This window comes from Staphylococcus schleiferi (genome assembly GCF_025558325.1).
Taxonomy (GTDB): domain Bacteria; phylum Bacillota; class Bacilli; order Staphylococcales; family Staphylococcaceae; genus Staphylococcus; species Staphylococcus schleiferi.
This window is the reverse complement of the sequence record NZ_CP094712.1, coordinates 241,870-260,894: the sequence shown is the minus strand read 5'-3', so window position 1 is coordinate 260,894 and position 19,025 is coordinate 241,870. Positions and strand designations below refer to the sequence as shown.

Here is a 19,025-nt window from a genome sequence, read left to right as displayed (position 1 = left end):
AATAAGAAATCATCTTCAAATATGAGCTAAAATTGTTTCGAATTTTCTACTCATCGCGACGTTCTCTATTAGAATGCTTTTTGTTGAGCTCTCGTTCAAGTGTTAAATATTTTTCAAAGCGCTGAATATACGCTTTAAAACTTTCAATATCTTGAGGTTGCGGTGACCACGTAGACGTATGCAAGTTATCCTTAAAAATCGTGTTTAAATAACCATCTAAGGTCGTGTGATTTTCTATTATGTAACGTGCTAAAACTGCGATTCCCCACGCACCACCCTCATTGGCTGTCTCCATAACAGTGATTGGTGTTTCTAAAGCGGCAGCTAAATAACGCTGAACAACATTTTTAGTTTTAAAAATACCCCCATGACCGGTCATACGATCAAGCGCAATATTTTCATGTTTTTTTAATCGATCCACCCCGATTTTCAACGTACTGAGCGCGCTGTAAATATGTGTTTTCATAAAATTAGCAAGCGTCAATTCACGTTCTTCTAAACGCATAAACAGTGGAAAGCCTTGTTTGATATCAGTAATAAATTCACCTGAAACATACCCGTACGATAACAACTGGCCTAAATCGTCATCCCCTTGTGTCGCCTGTTCAAACAGTCGCGTCCATAGGGTTTCTTTGTCATACGAGACACCCATTACTTGGAAAACTTCTTCAAAGAGATGCATCCATTGATTGATATCTGACGTACAATTATTCGCATGAATCATCGCGACCTCGTCTCCAGCTGGCGTCATTACAATATCCACATCTGGATCTACTTGTTTTAATGGTTGTTCGAGGACAATCATCGAAAATATACTCGTTCCTGCCGATACATTTCCAGTCTTTGGTGCGATGCTATTAGTCGCAATCATTCCTGTTCCTGCATCACCTTCAGGCGGACACATCACACATCCCGCTTCTAAAAAACCATCAGGATCCAATCGTTTGGCACCTGTAGCGGTTAATAGACCCGCACGTTCACCCGCTTGATAGACTTTCGGCAAAATCGATTCAATAGACTGAGAAAAACCTTGTTCCTTCATCAATGCATCAAATTGTGCCATTAAATCTTTTCGATATGTATTTTGTTGCGCATCTATCGGAAACATTCCAGAGGCATCGCCTATCCCTAATACTTTTTCGTCTGTTAATTGCCAATGGACATAACCGGATAACGTTGTCAGATAGGCCACATCTTTCACATGCGCTTCTCTATTGCAGACACACTGATAGTATTGCGCAATACTCCAACGTTCTGGAACATTGAACTGAAATTGATGTGTTAACTTTGCACCCGCTTCACGTGCATAATTATTTTGCCACGTACGAAAAGGAACTAATAATTTCCCCTCTTGATCAAAAGCTAAGTAACCGTGCATCATCCCACTAATGCCAAGAGCCGCAAGTTTTTTCAAACGGATGTGATACCGATCATATATTTCCTGGGACATACGTTGATAACTTTCTTGCAAGCCACGCCATACTTCATCGAGCGATAAAGACCAATAGCCCGCCTTCAACTGTTGCGTCCATTCATAACTTCCCTTTGCGATTGGACGTGTCGAAGCATCAATCGCTACTGCTTTGATACGTGTTGAACCGAGTTCGATTCCTACTGTGATGTCGCCTTTCTCTATCGCTTCACGAATGTCTGTACCCGCCATCAAATCACCTCATTTGTTCTTTGAATAACGCTTTCATTTTATGATGCAGCCGCTCACACCGTCAATCTTCACTGACTACAAGTCAAAAGTGACTCCGCAATAAAAAAGAACAAAAGCGACATCCGTGAAACTTCAGATGCCGACTTTTGTTCTCTATACTTATCTTATAAAATAGATGTCCATTGTAAAACTACAAAAGTGATAACCCCTAATAAAGCAATACAACATACCGACGTTGCCATTTGTCTCAAAATCATCTTGCCGCCTTCTCGAAGACCAAGTTGGCGCATGACCATAGTCATTGTTACAGAACAAGCCGTAAATGTTGAACTGAAAAAGACAAGTAATAGCACTTGCCATGCGGAAAGGCTTTGTATCACACTACCGCCACCCATGTTAAAGAGGAGCATGCCATCTTTACGAATCATGGAGAATAATATACCCACTGATAAGTCATGCGGAATATGTAATAACATTAAGATCGGTACAAATATTTTTGAGATCATTGTCAAAATAGGTGTGAGTGCTAATGTACTAGCGATTAAACAAATCCCAATAAATATCGGCATCGCTTGGAAAATAAACATTTTTACCGTTTCCCACATTTGTGATCCCACATTTTTTAAATCTGGCCATTGTATTTTTTGACCTACTGCTACACTATAAGGAATAAACGGTGTTTCATCTCGATACCAAATTTTGTTGTGGATGACACCGCCGATAAATACGAGCATTAAGTACGGCGCAAACAACCACGAGTGGTGTGAAACATTGAATATCGATAATGTTGCACCAATTTGATAACTACATGAAGAACCGAAACTAATCAGACTCATACATTTTGATCGCGTACATGCACGACATTGATGACCGGCTTGAACAATCGCTGCTGCATTACAACCGAAGCCTTCTAATACAGGAATAATATCTGTACCATCTAAACCCATTTTTTCCATCGTTGGTGAAATCGACCAAATCATATACTGTTTAACATGACTCTGTTCAATAAGTGCTGTAGAAAAACTCAACAAAATCACGACAGGCAATGCCCATACGAGCGAATATGTCCCTAAAGATAAAACACCATAGTCCCCAAACATCAACGCTTGCACAACGCTTTGTTGAAAGAAGTCATATTGAGAGATGCGCTCAATCCATGGCGCAATATACTGATTTTGAAGCCAATCTGAAAAATGATAGGCGATATAAACTGGAAATGCAAACATGAAAAAGATAGCGAGCCAGCCTATCAGACTTTGATACCATTGTGGACGTCGATTTTCACGGGCTTGCATAAATTCTTGCAAATGTGTGACCACATGCCTCGTCTCATCAGACGTATGCGTGACGCTTTCGTTCAAAGAAAGATTTAATTTATGCTTTACAATATACTGTCTCAATTGTTGTTGATCTAATCGACCAAGATGATTAAAACCTTTAACGACAAACGCATGTGTCGCCTCAGGAATGTCTGGCATTTGATTTTTCTTAAAATCATAAACAACGGTTAACATGAACAATTCACACCACAACAACTATAATCATCGAGATACATTTGGTTTGCTTTATAGTCATCAACTACATCCGGGTTCACATGTAAACCTTCTCGTTGCATCACAGTATGTGTTAATACTGCAAAACGTGATCTAAATTTATAAATATAGCATAAAATCGCATCTGCATGTCTGACTGTCGCACCTACTAAAAAGACATTAGGATAACGCGTGGATTCATCTAAATTTGTTAAACTTACCTCTCCATTTTTTACAGTGAAAAGTTGTTGAACTAATGGATTACGCGTCACATCAAAACCTGTTGCGACAATGGGTTCAGTCGTACTATTGACCGTTTTACCATTAGCAAATTGAATCACATATTGACCGTCTTTAAAGTGGATTGCTTCGACACGATAGTGGACGTTCATCGTAATCGAGCCACCTTGTTGCACAACTTTTCTAAGACGTTGTTGTGTATAAGGAGATAAACGAATGCTTGGATCCGCTTCCTCAGCATCAAATCCTGTACTATCTGTATATATGGAAACTTCTGCACCTTTTTCAGCTAAATGAATCGCTGCATCAAATGCACTTTCATTCCCACCAATAATGGTAAAAGCTTTACCAGGCAATGTAGTAAAATCAGAAACTTCACTATAGTGAATGCCATGTTCAAATGGTTGGTTTGGAAATGCGTAATCTCCCGTTGCGATAAATAAATAATCTGCAGTAAACGTACCTTGAGAGGTTTCGAGTTCATAGACACCATCGACCAGATTCACTGCATGCACATGTGTCTCTGTTTGAATATCAAGTTCATAATGTTTGGCGATTAATTCTAAATAGGATGCATACGTTTCACCTGATAAATGTTCTTCATTAAACGTAAAAGCCGGTGACGTATCTTTTGCAACGGCATTCATATCAGGCATCCCAAAACCATTTGAAGTAAACGAAGGTGTAATCGTGCGTGTAGATTTCGGCCAATTTTTAAAGGAATGACCAATCGAACCACTTTCTATTACACAGACATCTTCCATTTGAAATGTTTTCATTGTTATTGCCATCCCAATCCCTGCTGCACCTGCACCAATAATCATCACGCGACGATGTTGTTTGCGCATTACAATCCCTCTTTCCAAATCGAAATAATTACGATTTAATATTATAGCCTTTCTTCTAGGAGATTGCAATGCGAAAAACTTGTCCATCCTATGACATACTGAACCTCCTTAAAACCACACATTTTCAAGTTCATTTAGCATCCTTTACGACAATACCTAAATCAAAATAAGTACAACAAAAAACTAGGTGTTGAAATACATTTGAGCGCCGTTCACATCTCCGCACTAAAAGTATACAAAACCTAGTTTAAGTTCGTTATTCATCATAATGTTTTAAAAAATGTTCGAGTCGATCACACGCTTCTTTAATGGTCTCCATATCACACGCAAAAGAAAGTCTGACGTAGCCTTCCGCATAATCCGAAAATGATTTCCCGGGCACAATGGCCAGTTGTTCCGTTTCTAACAATTGATTGCAAAAACGGAAGGAATCTGAATCATAAGCAGAAACATCAGGGAAAATATAAAATGTTCCTTGTGGAAGCGTCACAGGCAATCCCATATCAACTAAGCGCGCATAAATATAATCACGTCGCTCACGGTAAGCTGCGTTCATTTTCTGTATATCTTGGTCCCCTTCTTTTAAAGCACGTATTGCACCGTATTGACTCGGCGTTGCGACACAAATAGAATTATACAAATGTACTGTAGTTACTTCTTCAATCAACTCAGGTGTCGATAACACATAACCGACACGTGCACCTGTCATCGCATGTGATTTAGACAAACCATTCACAACAAAAAGCTGCCCTCTAATCTCAGGAAACTCCATAAATGAATGATGTCGACCTTCAAATACATTCTCACTATAGATTTCATCTGTAATTACAAACACAGACGTATCCTTTAATACAGCTACAATGTCGCGAATCGTTTCATGTGAAAGCGTCATCCCTGTCGGATTTGTCGGATAGTTAAACATAACCGCCTTTGTTTTCGGTGTAATAGCTGCTTTGATCGCCTCTGCCGTCGGTACAAATCCTGTGTGAGAAGTGTCGATCCATTTGACTTCTGCCCCTTGCAATTTAACAATTGGTTCGTACCCTAAATAGGTCGGTCCAGGTAAAATCACTTCATCTCCAGGATTCAATATTGTTCTCAGTACATCGTCAATCCCTTCTGATGCACCGTTTGTAACGACGATTTCTGTCTCAGGATCATATTTAACACCAAATCGTGACGCGTTGTACTCAGAAATCGCCTTTCTCAGCTCGATTAATCCTTTGTTATGTGTATATTTAAGTTGACCCGCCTGTATCGCTTCCACCATTGCTTCTTGCACATAGGAAGCAACAGGAAAATCAGATTGTCCAAGTGTTAAATCTAAACAATTTGGATACTGATCTACTCTATTCGCAAATTGTCTCGTTCCCGGTACTTCAATATCTTGAATATGATCATTTAATAAATGCATTGCCACACGCCCCTTACGTTATCAATCTATCATGTTGCTTGACGTCCGTTTTTTCCTCTATCATATTGACCTTTTTTCGAATCAAAATATGATACAACTATCAATATTATAGCATTGATAATGATGGCATAAAATATCGTCGATTTGGATTGTGGACCCACAATGAAAATTGAAAGTAAAATGAATACTACACTCGCAATAATGGCAGAGATAGCAGCTTTTGGTGTTAACCACTTCATAAACAAGCCTAATACGACCGGCATAAACATGCCTCCCGTTAAAATGGCGTATGCGATATCAATCGCCACGAGAACTTCTTTGACCCATATCGATATGATAATAGCCACGACAGCTAAACAAAATGTCGTCAATCGTGTCACACCTAAAAATTGTTGATCTTCCATGTTTTTAAACAAATAAGGCTTGAGTAAGTCATTAGAAATAATCGTTGCTGATGCTAATAAAGTTCCTGATGCCGTTGACATAATTGCTGCGATTAGTGCCGCAAAAACGATACCTAGTAACCCCGATGGTAACGTTTCAAAAGCCATATGCGCAAAAACATTTTGCGTATTTTGAATATGCGGAAATAAAACATAGGCACACATTCCGATAATGACCATGACAATAGAGTATAACGCACTATAGATACCTACAAGGATGCCTGATGTTTTAGAGATACGTTTCGTCTTCCCAGTAAAAAAGCGTTGCCAAATATCTTGTCCCACCATGACACCGAGCGTATACGTTATAAAATAATTTACAATCTCTCCAAAGCCGATATTAAAAAAGCTTAAATGTGAAGCTGGCATTTGATGTAGTAAAGATGGCAAGCCTCCGACACTATATAAACTAATCGGCAACATAATTAAAAACATCCCGATGGTCATGACCAAAAATTGTATTACATCTGTGATGGAGAGCGTCCACATGCCTCCAAGTATCGTATAAATAAACACTACGCCACCACCCACAAGGATAGACGTCAGCATCGGCCAATGGAAAATTTGAGAAACGACAGAGCCCATCGCAATCACTTGTGTCACACAAATCATTAAAGTATACATCGCTGTAACAACCGCACCAATAATTCGTACACGATGTCCAAACAACTTGTACAACAGTTCACTGATGGTAATCACGCGCAAATCCATAATACGATCCAATAAAAACAGACCAAAAATGGTAATCCCTACACCTAAGGCAAAAACAAACCAAAATCCAGAGAAACCAATTTCATAACCGAGTTGTGACGATCCAATCGTCGATGAACCTCCTAAAAACACTGCGGTTAAACAACCAAATAACATAAACAATCCTAAGTTACGGTCAGCGACCATATACTTTTCAGAGGATTTCGCTTTTAATACCCCTAAAACACCAATCGTAATTAATACAGCAAAATATACAATAAACACTACAAAATCAATTGTCCCCATCTTTTTCAACTCTCTTTGTTTTTAATGACAACGTACGGCAGCCTAAACGAGCAAAATAGCAGAAAACTTTTGAAAATGAATATATAAATCTCTAAAATTGCCCGCTTTTCTAAGTGAAAGTATTATGCCAATTTGAAAATTCTGAATATTTATAGGTTCAATTTCACTTTTAAAACACTACCTAAATGTCATTAACGTTTTTATTTAGCGCTACCTTAAACACGGCAATCAGTCTTAAATGATACCCCATCATTTAATTCCTGTCTTTGCCCTGTTATCTATCCTTTCCCTTATTGGAATCATATTAAGCTTTTTGAACTGTGTTGATTGCTTATTTATATGATGCTACTTATTTCATACCGTACCTTTCATTACTCATTCTAATTTTTAGATGTTCTCAAATACATCGTAAATACAATAAGAGCCAAACCTCCTATTGTCAGGAAAGTTTGGCTCTCTCTTTTACTGCACTTCTCGTTCGTGCAATTCAAACTGATATTAACCGATATATGCTTTTAACATCCAAATATTGTGTTCTAATTCAGTCGCAATTTCAATAAACATATCAGCTGAACGATCGTCGCCAGCTTCTTCTGCATTACCTTGTGCGACTTTCAATTCTTTTACAACTGTTTCGAAGTCTGTTGCTAATTGCGCTACCATTTTTTCTGCGCTAATTCCGTACTCAGCTTCTTCAATACTAGATACTTCTAAAACTTCGCTCATTTTACCCACTGGGTTACCTTCTAATGCTAATGCACGTTCTGCAATTTCATCGACATAAACTGCAACTTTATTGTAAAGTTCTTCAAATTTTTCGTGTAATGCGAAGAAGTTATGTCCTTTAACATACCAGTGATAGTTGTGAATTTTAGTCCATAATACAGTGAAGTTTGATAATTGTAAGTTTAAGTCTTCAACTACTTGTTTTTTGTCTTGAGCCATTGAAAAACAGCACCTTTCTTGTTTTAGTTTAGTTTTTTATAAAATCTCTTACTTATTCAAATAACCTTTGTTATAAGGTTTAAACATCTTTCGTACAAAGTTCATGACTTTGTCATTCGTCATTCTGTTACATTTTCGCGTGTAAATAATCTGACATTGCTTTGACTTCATCGGCGTTACATTCTTTTAAAGTAAAGACACCGTAATCAAATGTAATTTTTAATTCATGTTCGTCCGATTTAATCTCTTTAATTTCATTAAACTGAATATTACGGTAATAAAATTGACCATCCATGTCCACGTTCAATATTAGTCTTTCATTTGTTGCCACATAAGCTGCGTCATAAATTTTTGTCATATCTTTAACAGTGTATGGCATTTTACCTAATACAGAAGTTTCAACACGCTCGGTAGGAAACAAATCATCAGGATTAATCTTATCTAATATCATGTCATAACCTCTCATTAAAAAATAGCTTACAAAAGTGAAGTGACATTAAGAAGCCCATCACTTAAACCTCTAAATCTACCAACGTGCCATCACCTTGAAATGAAGTGCCCGCTGTCTCATCTTAAAATCATTCAAAAATTTGCATAATCGTCAAAGAGACTCGGCTTGCAAAAACCTATATAAAAAGACCTTCGCAAACCGTTCTACTCTTGCTAAAGTCTAGCCCCACCGTCCTTAACTGGACAAACTTAAGCTTCTATTTCAGCAATGATACTCGCTAATTGATCTTCCATGCCAAGTGCTTTCGCTACACCTGTACCATAGTTGACGTCTGCTTGATAGCAATGTTTAATGTGACGACGTTTCACTTCGTCTGTTGTGCCTTCCATTTCACTTGCTGTTGTTTTAAACATACGCTCTTGTTGCTCTGGTGATTGGAGACGGAACAATTTACCTGGTTGTTCGAAGTAATTGTCATCATCTTCTCTAAAGTCGTGCTCATAAGCCGTACCATTCAATTCTAAAGGTGCACGTTTGTATTCAGGTTGGCTTTCATGCGCACCGTAGCTGTTTGGATAGTAATGTGTTTGACCACCTTGGTTACCATCTAAGAAACGCATTGCACCATCACGGCTGAATGGACAGATGTTTTCTACACCTACACCTTTAGGTTGGTTCACTGGAATTTGCCAGTGGTTCACACCTAAACGATAGCGTTGTGCATCGCCGTATGAGAATAAACGACCTTGTAACATTTTGTCAGGTGAAAAATCAATACCCGGTACAATGTTTGTTGGTGCAAAAGCAGCTTGTTCGACATCCATGAAATAGTTTTCAGGGTTGCGGTTTAATTCGAATTCACCGACCTCAATTAATGGATATTCGCCTTTGTACCACACTTTTGTAAGGTCAAATGGATTATCTTTATGATTTCTTGCTTGTTCTTCAGTCATCACTTGGATATACATTTTCCATTTCGGGAAGTTGCCTTCTTCAATCGCATTGAACAAATCACGTTGTGAAGATTCACGGTCTTTAGCGATAATTTGTGCCGCTTCTTCATCTAATAAGTTTTCAATACCTTGTTGTGTTCTAAAGTGGAATTTCACCCAAACACGTTCATTTTGCGCATTGATCATGGCATAAGTATGTGAACCGAACCCGTGCATATGTCTGAATCCTTTAGGAATACCACGGTCAGTCATTAAAATTGTTACTTGGTGTAATGCTTCAGGTAATGATGTCCAGAAATCCCAGTTATTTTGAGCACTTCTCATGTTTGTACGAGGATCACGTTTAACAGCATGGTTTAAACTTGCGAATAATTTAGGGTCACGGAAGAAGAAAACAGGTGTATTATTCCCCACTAAATCCCAGTTTCCTTCCTCAGTGTAGAATTTTAAAGCAAAACCGCGAATATCACGTTCAGCATCAGCTGCGCCACGTTCCCCGGCGACTGTTGAAAAACGTGCAAACATTTCTGTCTGTTTCCCCACTTCTGAGAAAATTTTGGCACGTGTATATTGTGTGATGTCGTTCGTAACTGTAAATGTACCAAACGCACCAGAACCCTTCGCATGCATACGTCGTTCTGGAATGACTTCGCGGTCAAAGTGTGCCATTTGTTCTAAAAAGTACCAGTCTTGCATCAATAAAGGTCCTCTTGGTCCAGCAGTCATAGAATTCTCACGATCACCCACAGGATGACCGAATAAGCCCGTCAATTTCGATTCGTTGTTATTGCTCATGTTATCCACACCTCTAGTTTAGAATTATTTTAATCTAGTATAGCATTACTTTAAATTAATTACAAAGTAATTATACCCCAAATTAAAAACTATTTGTGACAATGCATTGATTCAAACATGAATTTTCAGTCTATGCTAATTAATAAAATAGGCTAAATATTTTCAATTATCCCTCTTAATCTTTATAGAAAATTACATCATAAAATGGCTTTAACCTTATTAAAAGTGACTTCAATGTTATAAAGATACCTCACTTTTGCCGAGGGCTATTTGAATATGAGCCAAGTGATGGCGCTCGTGCCAAGATAACTTTGCGATTGTTTCCCCTACTGAAATTTCACCTGTACCTTCTAATAAGAAAGTACGTGTTAAATCACTTTCTGATAACTGTCGGCCAATCGCTATAATAAGTTTGTTAATCATTTCTAAAAGTTGTATAGAGATGTCTACAGGAAGTTGATAATCTGGTAACTGGACCCACACATCTTGCTGGAACTCTGCAATTTTCAGCTGATTATCTGTTAATGCCATTTTTAAACGATAATACATATTGATTTGTGAATCTGCGATATGATGGACAAGTTGTCTCACTGTATAGCTACCCTCACGATATGTTTGGTGATATTCTTTTTCGCTAAGGTTCCCAACAACTTCCTTTAAATTTTGTACATAACCTTCAATCTCATCTAACCATTGATGAATCGCCTTCAATGTGATTGATGTAGGTAGATTTAACTGACCAATTGGATATCTTACGTTCAAAACGACCCCTCCATCCATTTGTAGTTACTTTCATCATATCATTTCATCTTGAACTTATCATTTAAATACCAGCTCAACCCAAAACACTCAGTATCACGCGTAGTTTTAATTTTGAAACTGAGAAATATACGGAATACTTTTAATCAAACTTTGACCTTGACTATCTTTGACTTTAGGTGTATACTGTAACCATAAAGTTAAAGGCGCTTGCTTGATAAAGCTTCATGAAGTGCCTTTCTCAAATCATTATGAACAATACAAGGAGAGATGGACTATGGCATTTGAAATGAAACCTTTCAATAATTCTTTTTTCAATATGGAACCAAGTGACTTTTTTAAAGACTTTGGCCGTCATTTTTTCGACGACAATTTTGCACAAGCTGCCATTACGACTGACATTAAAGAATTAGATGATGCCTACATCGTTGAAGCTGAACTTCCTGGTATGGACAAAGAAAATATTCGCGTGCAATTTGAAAACAATATTTTAACAATTGCTGCACAAAATACAGTTGAAAATAACAACGAAGATGAGGAAGGACGCATCATCCATAAAGAACGAAGCTATCGCAATGTTCAACGTCAATTTAGTTTTGATCATGTGGATGCTACTCAAATTAAAGCAGCTTATCAAAATGGCATGCTTAATGTAAGACTTCCTAAAGATATGCGTAATGATCAAACTGATAAAAATATTCCTATAGACTAAAGCTATTTTAAATAAAGTGTTCTTCGGGTTGGGCTAGACCATCAATTTTTTGTCTTCCCATCCCAAATAGGCGACTGACTTTTTCTACTCTAAAGATAATCGTAGAAGAGGACCAGCCGCCTATTTTTATTTTTCCACCGAAAATACATTTAAGAATTCGGTTTTAATATTGTTTTGACCTAATAATAATAAGATCATACATTATCAGTTTTTTATCAGATCTTTTCTATCAAAAACGCTTGAAATATCCCCGTAAACCTTGAATCATTCATGTTTATGTGACATATTTTTATTTTAAAAACTTTTATTAAAACAACTCCATAACTTATTTAGATAAAACAATGCAAGTATTTTGCTCAATTATTAAATAATTATTAACGATTATTAAATATACTCAGTAATGTAATATTTACCATATAACTGTGTTATATTGTGTATATAAATTTAAAGGAGTTGCATAATATGAAGAAATTATTAGTTTCAACTTTAGCAGTTGGTATTTTATCTACAGGAGCAGTTGCTTTAAGCCAAAATGCACACGCAAGTGTCATCGCTCAAAACGGTATTATTTTACATGACGATTCAAGATTATTAGAACATGAACTCACATATATCGATGTCTTAGTAGATGAAAACGCAAATCCTCAAACAAAACAACGTGTAAAAGATTACTTTGACAAACAAGGTTTACACAGCGTTCAAGAAATCATCCTAAAAGCAAAATCTCAAGGATTAGACACATCTAAATACGATCACTTACTTAAATAATAATATATAACCTAACGCTTTAGGGGACAGGATTGTCGTACATTTAAATACGTCGTCCTGCCCCTTTTTTGCTGTTTAAAAATTATGCTTAATCTAGCCCCGCAATGCTACTATCCATTTTTAATAATTATCGAAAATAAGCATTTCTCCCCTTTATTGAAGCACAACTTAAATAAATCTCATTTTTTATTTCCGACAATTCATTATTTTTTATATAATTTTGAATTTATTATTTACAACCATTGTTTTCCGCAAAAAATAGGAATATAATAAAGGTGTAAATATTATAGAAGAAGGTGCTTAAGATGAAAGCAGCAGTTTGGTACGGACAAAAAGATGTACGTGTTGAGGAACGCGAACTTCGACCATTAGGTGCTAACGAAGTCCGAGTTCAAGTCAATTGGGCAGGTATTTGTGGTACAGATTTACACGAATACTTAGAGGGGCCTATCTTTATTTCGACTGATCAACCCGATCCATTCCTAGGACAAACTGCCCCTGTAACATTGGGACATGAATTTGCTGGCGTTATTTACGAATTGGGTTCAGACGTGAAAGATTTTGAAGTTGGCGAACGTGTTGTCGTTAACCCTACCGTTTCAAAACACGAAAAAGAAGAAAACGTTGATTTGTATGATGGATACAGTTTTGTTGGCTTAGGTTCTGACGGTGGTTTTGCAAGATATACCAATGTTCCTGCAGAAAACATTTACCGCTTGCCTGACAATGTCTCAGATGAAGAAGGTGCTCTTGTAGAACCAACAGCTGTCGCAGTACAAGCCGTTAAAGAAAGTGGCCTTCTCTTCGGAGATACGGTTGCCATTATTGGTGCGGGCCCTATCGGATTACTAAACGTTATTGCGGCTAAAGCAGCTGGGGCAAGCCAAATCTTTGTCTTCGATTTATCTGAAGAACGTTTAGCTAAAGCGAGAGAAGTTGGCGCAACGCATGCCGTTAATTCCGGTAAAGAAAATGTAGAAGATTACATTGCTGAACATACTGAAAATGGTGTAGATGTTACATTTGAAGTTGCAGGTGTGGCACAAACATTGAAAGATTCAATCAATATTACAAAACCACGTGGTACTGTCGTTATCGTTTCTATTTTTGGTAGACCGATTGAATGGCATCCAATGCAATTAACAAATACTGGTGTGAAACTAACATCAACAATTGCATATACACCAACGACTTTCCAACAAACTATTGATTTAATGGCTGAAGGCAACTTAAATGTAAAAGGTGTGGTCACTGACCATATCCAACTTGAAGATATCGTTGAAAGAGGATTTAAACAATTAGTCAGCGATAAATCTCAAGCTAAAATTTTAGTCAATATTGCGCAATCATAAGCAAAAAAAATATTAGATGAAAGAAAAAGCTAGAAGCGTGTCTATCACGTTTTTAGCTTTTTCTTTATTTGCAGACTTTTGTAAGCATTAAATACACTTTTCTCCGTTAAAAATAAACGCATTCTAACCTTCTTTGACTACTTAGTAAAAAAGATTTAAGCCTTTACGATTCAAATACCTCACATCAAAAAGAATGGCTACAATCTTTGTTGGAGCAGAAAATTTGTAAGCGGACACCCATCTCATTTATAATTAATCTCGTCTAAGACAAACAATGATACGTACGGAGGGAGAGCATGGCCAAACGTAGTGACGCGATTAAAAATGAACAACTGATTATGAAAACCGCACAAACACTCTTTAACAATAATGAAGTCGAAAAGGTCAGCATGAAAAAAATAGCAGAAACAGCTCAAATTGGTACCGGCACACTTTATCGTCATTTTTCCGATAAATCCGAGATTTGTCATGCCTTACTTGAACATCACATTGAAGCGATGTTCGAAAAAATTGAGCAACAAAAGCAACGTGTTTCAGACCAACAAGAAGTACTTCGTTTTATTTTTTTAACGTTAATTCAACTGATGGAAGATCACGTCGACTTACTCAAAGAAATAGAACGCAAAGATAAGCAAAATCGTGTCATGATGCAAACACCTTTTTATTTAAAGCTGAAAGATGAAGCAGTGGCCTGTATCACACAATTAAACATTGTATCGGATCCTGATTTTCATGCCGATTTATTATTGAATTCATTTTCTGCAGATGTCTTTGAATATCAGCATTATGTTAAAAAGATTCCTTCAGAACAATTTGTTGACCGCGTCTTGAAAATTTTTGTTCGTGGTGTTCAGTCTTAATTTATGCAACATTTTGAAGGATCATCAATATCATAGAGGTGCAATGGTGTAATGCGCCATAAGTTCAATTTAGGGATTCAAAACAACAACATGAAACAGCATTCAGCACGGAAGTCTCCCCTTTGATTTCCGTGTTCTTTTTATGGTATAGGGCGTCAAATCTTAAATAGAAAAAGGAGAAACAATGATGAAAGAAAAACGTATATCACGTATATTCATCTTAATTATGGCCGGACTATCTGCATTTGGTCCGCTTTCAATTGATATGTATTTACCTGCATTACCTGAAGTCAAATCGATGTTGAATACCACTACGGCCCATGTACAACTCACACTCACATTTTTTATGGTAGGCCTTGCAGTAGGAAATGTTGTACTGGGGACACTTTCGGATAATACAGGACGTAAAAAACCTTTAACAACTAGCTTAATCGTTTATATTTTATCTTCAGTAGCAATCGCACTTACACCTAACATTACACTGCTTATCATTTTCCGATTTATTCAAGGTGTCTCTGGAGGTGCGGGTATCGTTTTAGCAAGGGCAATTGCGACAGATTTATATAAAGGAAAAGCACTCACACAATTTTTAGCTATGCTCATGCTTGTCAATGGTGCTGCACCTGTTTTAGCGCCTATGTTTGGTGGCGCAATCTTGAGCTTTGGTGATTTTAGAATACTTTTTTGGATACTTGCTATTTTGGCATTACTGATGCTGCTAGGTGCCCACTTCAAAATTGATGAAACGCTACCGCCCGAGCTACGTCGTCAAGGTAACTTCAAAAGTGTCATAGCTGACTTTAAATTGCTGTTAACGCGCCGTTCATTTGTTGTTCCGATGTTAATTCAAGGGTTTACTTTTGCCATGTTTTTCGGTTATTTAGCTGCTTCTCCATTTATTATGCAAAATATTTATCATCTCACTGCCCAACAATATAGCTATATTTTTGCTTTGACAGGTATTGGGTTAATTGGGACAGCACAATTAACAGGCCGATTAGTCGAGCATATCAATCAGCACACACTGTTTCGCATTTATTCAATGATTCAATTAATTGGAACTGGTATTGCAATTGTTGCACTTCTTAATCATCTTAGCCTATGGATTTTGTTGCCAGCATTCTTACTTATAGTTGCCCCTGTGGCAGGTATTGGAACTTTAGGCTTTGCAATTGCGATGGAAGGTCAACAAAAAGGCATTGGGAGTGCATCAAGTTTGGTTGGACTCATGCAATATTTTATCGGCGCGATTGCCACACCGCTTGTTGGCTTACAAGGCGAACATAGCTTTATCCCTTATATCATTGTTATCACAATTACAATGAGCTTAATCGTCATCTTTCAGCTTTATCAGTTTTTTATTGTGGAAAGAAAATACACACCATCTCAATCATAAAAAAAGAAGCGCTAAGACGATTTTCTATTCACAATCATCTTAGCGCTATTTATTTTGGGATTCATTTTCGTCTCCATATTTATGCTAAATATGCTTTTCGCTAACGACAGTCATTTGTTGTCGATTGTGATCGCCACTTTCAACTTCATCGACAATTGCAAGTGCCATATCAGGATAGCTTAAATAACTTTCGCCATCTGAATTATATAACATGACATCTCCACCGATACGATATCGACCTGTACGTGGCCCTTCTGGATTATAAAATGCTGATGGGCTCACAAATGTCCAATTTAAATTCGAAGTTGCTTGTAAATCCTCTAAATTTTTAGCTTGTCCTATCGCGATTTCATATGCAAAATCTGGAACAGTGCCTGCTGAAAAGCCATTTTGCTTACGTGAGGTATCCACATATAAACTGCCTGCACCCCCTAATACGACTAAACGTGTTTCTGTTCCACTCAAAGCTTCAATGAGTACACATCCTGCATCAATATGCGGCTGTGTTTGTCCAATCGGCGTGCCAAACGCATTGACCACAACATCAAACACGGATAAATCCTTAGTCGTCAAATCAAAAATATCTTTCTCCAATACTTTTACTTCAGATTGCTCTAATTTAGATGCATCTCTAACGATTGCCGTGACATCTAATCCTCTTTTTAGCGCTTCATCTGTAATCAAACGACCTGACTTGCCTGTTGCACCGATAATTCCGACCTTCATTTTGAAGACCTCCTTATTTCTTATTACACTTTGAATCGTGTCCATTATAGGTACAGATTATAAAAAAATGCAAACATTGTTGGCTCTCAGCTAAAGGAAACTCTCTTTGGAATATTCAATATCCATTCCACATCCAAAGTAATTTATTCAATTTTCACCCTTAACAAAAACTTTACATTTAAGGAAAAATACCGTCATATCAGTTATGATAAGACACTTTTTTTGATGGATAGGCAAAAAATATTACGAATTCGAGATTTTATTGTTGATATATTTTTTATACTTGTTATAATGAGATTATGAATTCGATAAAGAAAGGGAAGTATTAAATATGACTCAATTACTTTACATTACAGCACATCCATTAAATGAACTTGTATCATCATCTATGGCAGCAGGGAAAGCATTCAAAGAAGCTTACGAACAAGCACACCCTGAAGATGAAGTAGTACACATCGACTTGTTTAAAGAAGATATTCCTCAAATTGATGCAGATGTTTTCTCTGGTTGGGGTAAATTACAAAATGGCGAACAATTAACTGAAGACGAAAGTCGTAAAGTAAATCGCTTAAATGAAATTGTAGAAACATTTATCAACGCAGATAAATATGTTTTTGTTTCTCCAATGTGGAATTTATCTATTCCTCCTGTACTTAAAGCATATTTAGATGCCATTTCTGTTGCTGGTAAAACATTTAAATACACTTCAGAAGGTCCAGTAGGCTTATTAACTGACAAAAAAGCGTTGCACATTCAAGCACGTGGCGGCTACTATTCTGAAGGTCCTGGTGCAGAATTAGAACTTGGTGACCGATATGTAAGAACAATGATGGGCTTCTATGGCGTGCCTTCTTATGAAACAGTAATCATCGAAGGTCACAACGCTGAACCAGAACGTAGCGAAGAAATCAAAAACGCTGCAATCCAAAAAGCACAAGAAGTTGCTAAAACATTCTAATTAATATGAAACGACCTGATTCACCTCACCCTTTTAGCTCGAAATCTTTCGGCTAAAAGGGATTTTTTTATGATTTAAAACATAAAATTTTTAATAATTGATTCAGAATCCCTTTTTGAAAGTAACATATTTCTTAACTTTTCATTAAACACAACTCAAATAAATGAATTTTTATATACACTTGTGTTATATTGCAAACAAGAGGATAGAATGTTATTAATTTAGTTATTTTAAAAACTCCCATAGTTATTCCATTCTTTTTATACTTAAACCTATACCACTTCAATATTTAATAGCATCACTATTCCCATATCATTGTAAGTTAATATAAAGGAGTTATGAAAAATGAAAATGAAATATTTACTCGGTTCAACAGCTTTATTATCGACGTTAGTCCTCGCGGGACAACCTGGTTCAGCAGAGGCATCAACTACAGAGGCTTCATCACAAAACAATCAAGCAGCACATGTGATCGACCCTGGTTTTGTTCAACCGACGAATGATGAATTGAAAGAAGGTTACTTAGCTGAAAATGATCATGGCTTTGTTCAACCAACAAACGATGAAATCTATCAAGCCCACACACCTGAAAATGATCATGGTTTCGTTCAACCGACGAATGACGAGTTGAAAAAAGGTTATTTAGCTGAAAATGATCACGGCTTTGTTCAACCAACAAACGATGAAATCTATCAAGCCTATACACCTGAAAACGATTATGGTTTCGTTCAACCGACAAACGATGAGTTGAAAAAGGGCTATTTAGCTGAAAATGATCACGGTTTTGTTCAACCGACGAATTATAGCACTAACAAGGACTACACACCTGAAAATGATCATGGTTTCGTTCAACCAACAAATGACGAGTTGAAAAAAGGTTATTTAGCTGAAAATGATCGTGGTTTTGTCCAACCAACTAAAGACGAAATGAAGCAAGACTATTCTCCAGCAAACGATCGTGGTTTCGTTCAACCAACTAAAGCAGACATGGCTATGGGCATGAACAAATCTCAAGGTCAAAAAGTATTACCAGCAACAGGTGAAACGGCTTCTGCTACACCTGCAATCATTGGTGGCGTTTTATTCGCTTTAGGTAGCGGTTTACTTCTTCTTAAACGTCGTACAACTAAATAAAAGTCAAGCATAATAAAATACGCTAAAAAGATGCGCGATAAGTATGAATCTTACTACTTAAGCGCATCTTTTATTTTCGT

Annotated in this window: 17 protein-coding genes; 7 read left to right on the top strand and 10 right to left on the bottom strand. The window is 37.0% G+C overall.

Features of this window, described 5'->3' with window-relative positions; all coding sequences use genetic code 11:
• Positions 1-46: 46 nt before the first annotated feature.
• From MUA40_RS01095 to MUA40_RS01055, 9 genes are all read right to left on the bottom strand, one after another.
• On the bottom strand, positions 47-1,663 hold the full coding sequence (locus tag MUA40_RS01095) for a xylulokinase (RefSeq protein WP_016425951.1): 1,617 nt from the start codon (positions 1,661-1,663) through the stop codon (positions 47-49).
• A 164-nt stretch (positions 1,664-1,827) separates the two neighbouring features.
• Positions 1,828-3,177, bottom strand: a complete 1,350-nt coding sequence (locus MUA40_RS01090; protein WP_126496094.1) for a nucleoside recognition domain-containing protein — start codon at positions 3,175-3,177, stop codon at positions 1,828-1,830.
• Positions 3,171-4,283, bottom strand: a complete 1,113-nt coding sequence (locus MUA40_RS01085; RefSeq protein ID WP_126496093.1) for an NAD(P)/FAD-dependent oxidoreductase — start codon at positions 4,281-4,283, stop codon at positions 3,171-3,173. The genes MUA40_RS01090 and MUA40_RS01085 overlap by 7 nt, the downstream gene beginning before the upstream one ends.
• Positions 4,284-4,539: 256 nt before the next feature.
• Complete coding sequence (locus tag MUA40_RS01080) at positions 4,540-5,697, bottom strand: aminotransferase class I/II-fold pyridoxal phosphate-dependent enzyme (RefSeq protein WP_016425948.1); 1,158 nt, start codon at positions 5,695-5,697, stop codon at positions 4,540-4,542.
• 29 nt (positions 5,698-5,726) lie between these two features.
• On the bottom strand, positions 5,727-7,136 hold the full coding sequence (locus MUA40_RS01075; RefSeq protein WP_155976551.1) for a sodium:solute symporter family protein: 1,410 nt from the start codon (positions 7,134-7,136) through the stop codon (positions 5,727-5,729).
• Positions 7,137-7,634: 498 nt separating this feature from the next.
• A complete protein-coding gene (locus MUA40_RS01070) occupies positions 7,635-8,081 on the bottom strand; it encodes a Dps family protein (RefSeq protein WP_016425946.1) in 447 nt (148 codons plus the stop codon).
• Positions 8,082-8,208: 127 nt separating this feature from the next.
• Positions 8,209-8,532, bottom strand: coding sequence for a hypothetical protein (locus MUA40_RS01065; RefSeq protein WP_016425945.1), 324 nt, complete (start codon positions 8,530-8,532; stop codon positions 8,209-8,211).
• Positions 8,533-8,780: 248 nt separating this feature from the next.
• The gene (locus tag MUA40_RS01060) at positions 8,781-10,280 is read right to left on the bottom strand and encodes a catalase (protein ID WP_016425944.1); all 1,500 of its coding nucleotides are present in this window, start codon (positions 10,278-10,280) and stop codon (positions 8,781-8,783) included.
• Positions 10,281-10,517: 237 nt separating this feature from the next.
• Positions 10,518-11,042, bottom strand: a complete 525-nt coding sequence (locus MUA40_RS01055; protein WP_167732878.1) for a YfiT family bacillithiol transferase — start codon at positions 11,040-11,042, stop codon at positions 10,518-10,520.
• A gap of 274 nt (positions 11,043-11,316) precedes the next feature.
• Between MUA40_RS01055 and MUA40_RS01050 the strand changes: the two genes are divergently transcribed.
• The 5 genes from MUA40_RS01050 (at position 11,317) to MUA40_RS01030 (ending at position 16,127) form a co-directional block, all read left to right on the top strand.
• Positions 11,317-11,751: an Hsp20/alpha crystallin family protein gene (locus tag MUA40_RS01050; protein WP_016425942.1), complete on the top strand. Its 435-nt coding sequence runs from the start codon at positions 11,317-11,319 to the stop codon at positions 11,749-11,751.
• A 462-nt stretch (positions 11,752-12,213) separates the two neighbouring features.
• Positions 12,214-12,519 carry an SPIN family peroxidase inhibitor gene (gene spn, locus MUA40_RS01045; RefSeq protein ID WP_016425941.1) on the top strand — a complete coding sequence of 102 codons (306 nt, stop codon included), beginning with the start codon at positions 12,214-12,216 and terminating at the stop codon, positions 12,517-12,519.
• A 305-nt stretch (positions 12,520-12,824) separates the two neighbouring features.
• The gene (locus MUA40_RS01040; RefSeq protein WP_016425940.1) at positions 12,825-13,871 is read left to right on the top strand and encodes a 2,3-butanediol dehydrogenase; all 1,047 of its coding nucleotides are present in this window, start codon (positions 12,825-12,827) and stop codon (positions 13,869-13,871) included.
• A 296-nt stretch (positions 13,872-14,167) separates the two neighbouring features.
• Positions 14,168-14,731: a TetR/AcrR family transcriptional regulator gene (locus tag MUA40_RS01035; protein ID WP_016425939.1), complete on the top strand. Its 564-nt coding sequence runs from the start codon at positions 14,168-14,170 to the stop codon at positions 14,729-14,731.
• Between the two features lie 184 nt (positions 14,732-14,915).
• Positions 14,916-16,127 (top strand): putative multidrug effflux MFS transporter TcaB, encoded by a 1,212-nt coding sequence (locus tag MUA40_RS01030; protein WP_016425938.1) that lies wholly within the window; start codon positions 14,916-14,918, stop codon positions 16,125-16,127.
• 84 nt (positions 16,128-16,211) lie between these two features.
• Here the strand turns inward: MUA40_RS01030 and MUA40_RS01025 are convergent, their stop codons facing one another.
• On the bottom strand, positions 16,212-16,853 hold the full coding sequence (locus MUA40_RS01025) for an NAD(P)-dependent oxidoreductase (protein WP_167732880.1): 642 nt from the start codon (positions 16,851-16,853) through the stop codon (positions 16,212-16,214).
• 331 nt (positions 16,854-17,184) lie between these two features.
• Here MUA40_RS01025 and MUA40_RS01020 point away from each other — a divergent pair, with 331 nt between their 5' ends.
• Together MUA40_RS01020 and MUA40_RS01015 are read left to right on the top strand one after the other, a co-directional pair.
• Positions 17,185-17,811, top strand: a complete 627-nt coding sequence (locus MUA40_RS01020; protein WP_262569737.1) for an FMN-dependent NADH-azoreductase — start codon at positions 17,185-17,187, stop codon at positions 17,809-17,811.
• Between the two features lie 345 nt (positions 17,812-18,156).
• Positions 18,157-18,945 (top strand): LPXTG cell wall anchor domain-containing protein, encoded by a 789-nt coding sequence (locus MUA40_RS01015; protein WP_262569735.1) that lies wholly within the window; start codon positions 18,157-18,159, stop codon positions 18,943-18,945.
• Positions 18,946-19,025: the final 80 nt, after the last annotated feature.

What these genes read in the sequence shown, in the direction of transcription:
- MUA40_RS01095 (WP_016425951.1), bottom strand. Translation starts at nt 1,663, where the DNA reads ATGGCGGGTACAGACATTCGTGAAGCGATAGAGAAAGGCGACATCACA.
- MUA40_RS01090 (WP_126496094.1), bottom strand. Translation starts at nt 3,177, where the DNA reads ATGTTAACCGTTGTTTATGATTTTAAGAAAAATCAAATGCCAGACATT.
- MUA40_RS01085 (WP_126496093.1), bottom strand. Translation starts at nt 4,283, where the DNA reads ATGCGCAAACAACATCGTCGCGTGATGATTATTGGTGCAGGTGCAGCA.
- MUA40_RS01080 (WP_016425948.1), bottom strand. Translation starts at nt 5,697, where the DNA reads ATGCATTTATTAAATGATCATATTCAAGATATTGAAGTACCGGGAACG.
- MUA40_RS01075 (WP_155976551.1), bottom strand. Translation starts at nt 7,136, where the DNA reads ATGGGGACAATTGATTTTGTAGTGTTTATTGTATATTTTGCTGTATTA.
- MUA40_RS01070 (WP_016425946.1), bottom strand. Translation starts at nt 8,081, where the DNA reads ATGGCTCAAGACAAAAAACAAGTAGTTGAAGACTTAAACTTACAATTA.
- MUA40_RS01065 (WP_016425945.1), bottom strand. Translation starts at nt 8,532, where the DNA reads ATGATATTAGATAAGATTAATCCTGATGATTTGTTTCCTACCGAGCGT.
- MUA40_RS01060 (WP_016425944.1), bottom strand. Translation starts at nt 10,280, where the DNA reads ATGAGCAATAACAACGAATCGAAATTGACGGGCTTATTCGGTCATCCT.
- MUA40_RS01050 (WP_016425942.1), top strand. Translation starts at nt 11,317, where the DNA reads ATGGCATTTGAAATGAAACCTTTCAATAATTCTTTTTTCAATATGGAA.
- spn (WP_016425941.1), top strand. Translation starts at nt 12,214, where the DNA reads ATGAAGAAATTATTAGTTTCAACTTTAGCAGTTGGTATTTTATCTACA.
- MUA40_RS01040 (WP_016425940.1), top strand. Translation starts at nt 12,825, where the DNA reads ATGAAAGCAGCAGTTTGGTACGGACAAAAAGATGTACGTGTTGAGGAA.
- MUA40_RS01035 (WP_016425939.1), top strand. Translation starts at nt 14,168, where the DNA reads ATGGCCAAACGTAGTGACGCGATTAAAAATGAACAACTGATTATGAAA.
- MUA40_RS01030 (WP_016425938.1), top strand. Translation starts at nt 14,916, where the DNA reads ATGATGAAAGAAAAACGTATATCACGTATATTCATCTTAATTATGGCC.
- MUA40_RS01025 (WP_167732880.1), bottom strand. Translation starts at nt 16,853, where the DNA reads ATGAAGGTCGGAATTATCGGTGCAACAGGCAAGTCAGGTCGTTTGATT.
- MUA40_RS01020 (WP_262569737.1), top strand. Translation starts at nt 17,185, where the DNA reads ATGACTCAATTACTTTACATTACAGCACATCCATTAAATGAACTTGTA.
- MUA40_RS01015 (WP_262569735.1), top strand. Translation starts at nt 18,157, where the DNA reads ATGAAAATGAAATATTTACTCGGTTCAACAGCTTTATTATCGACGTTA.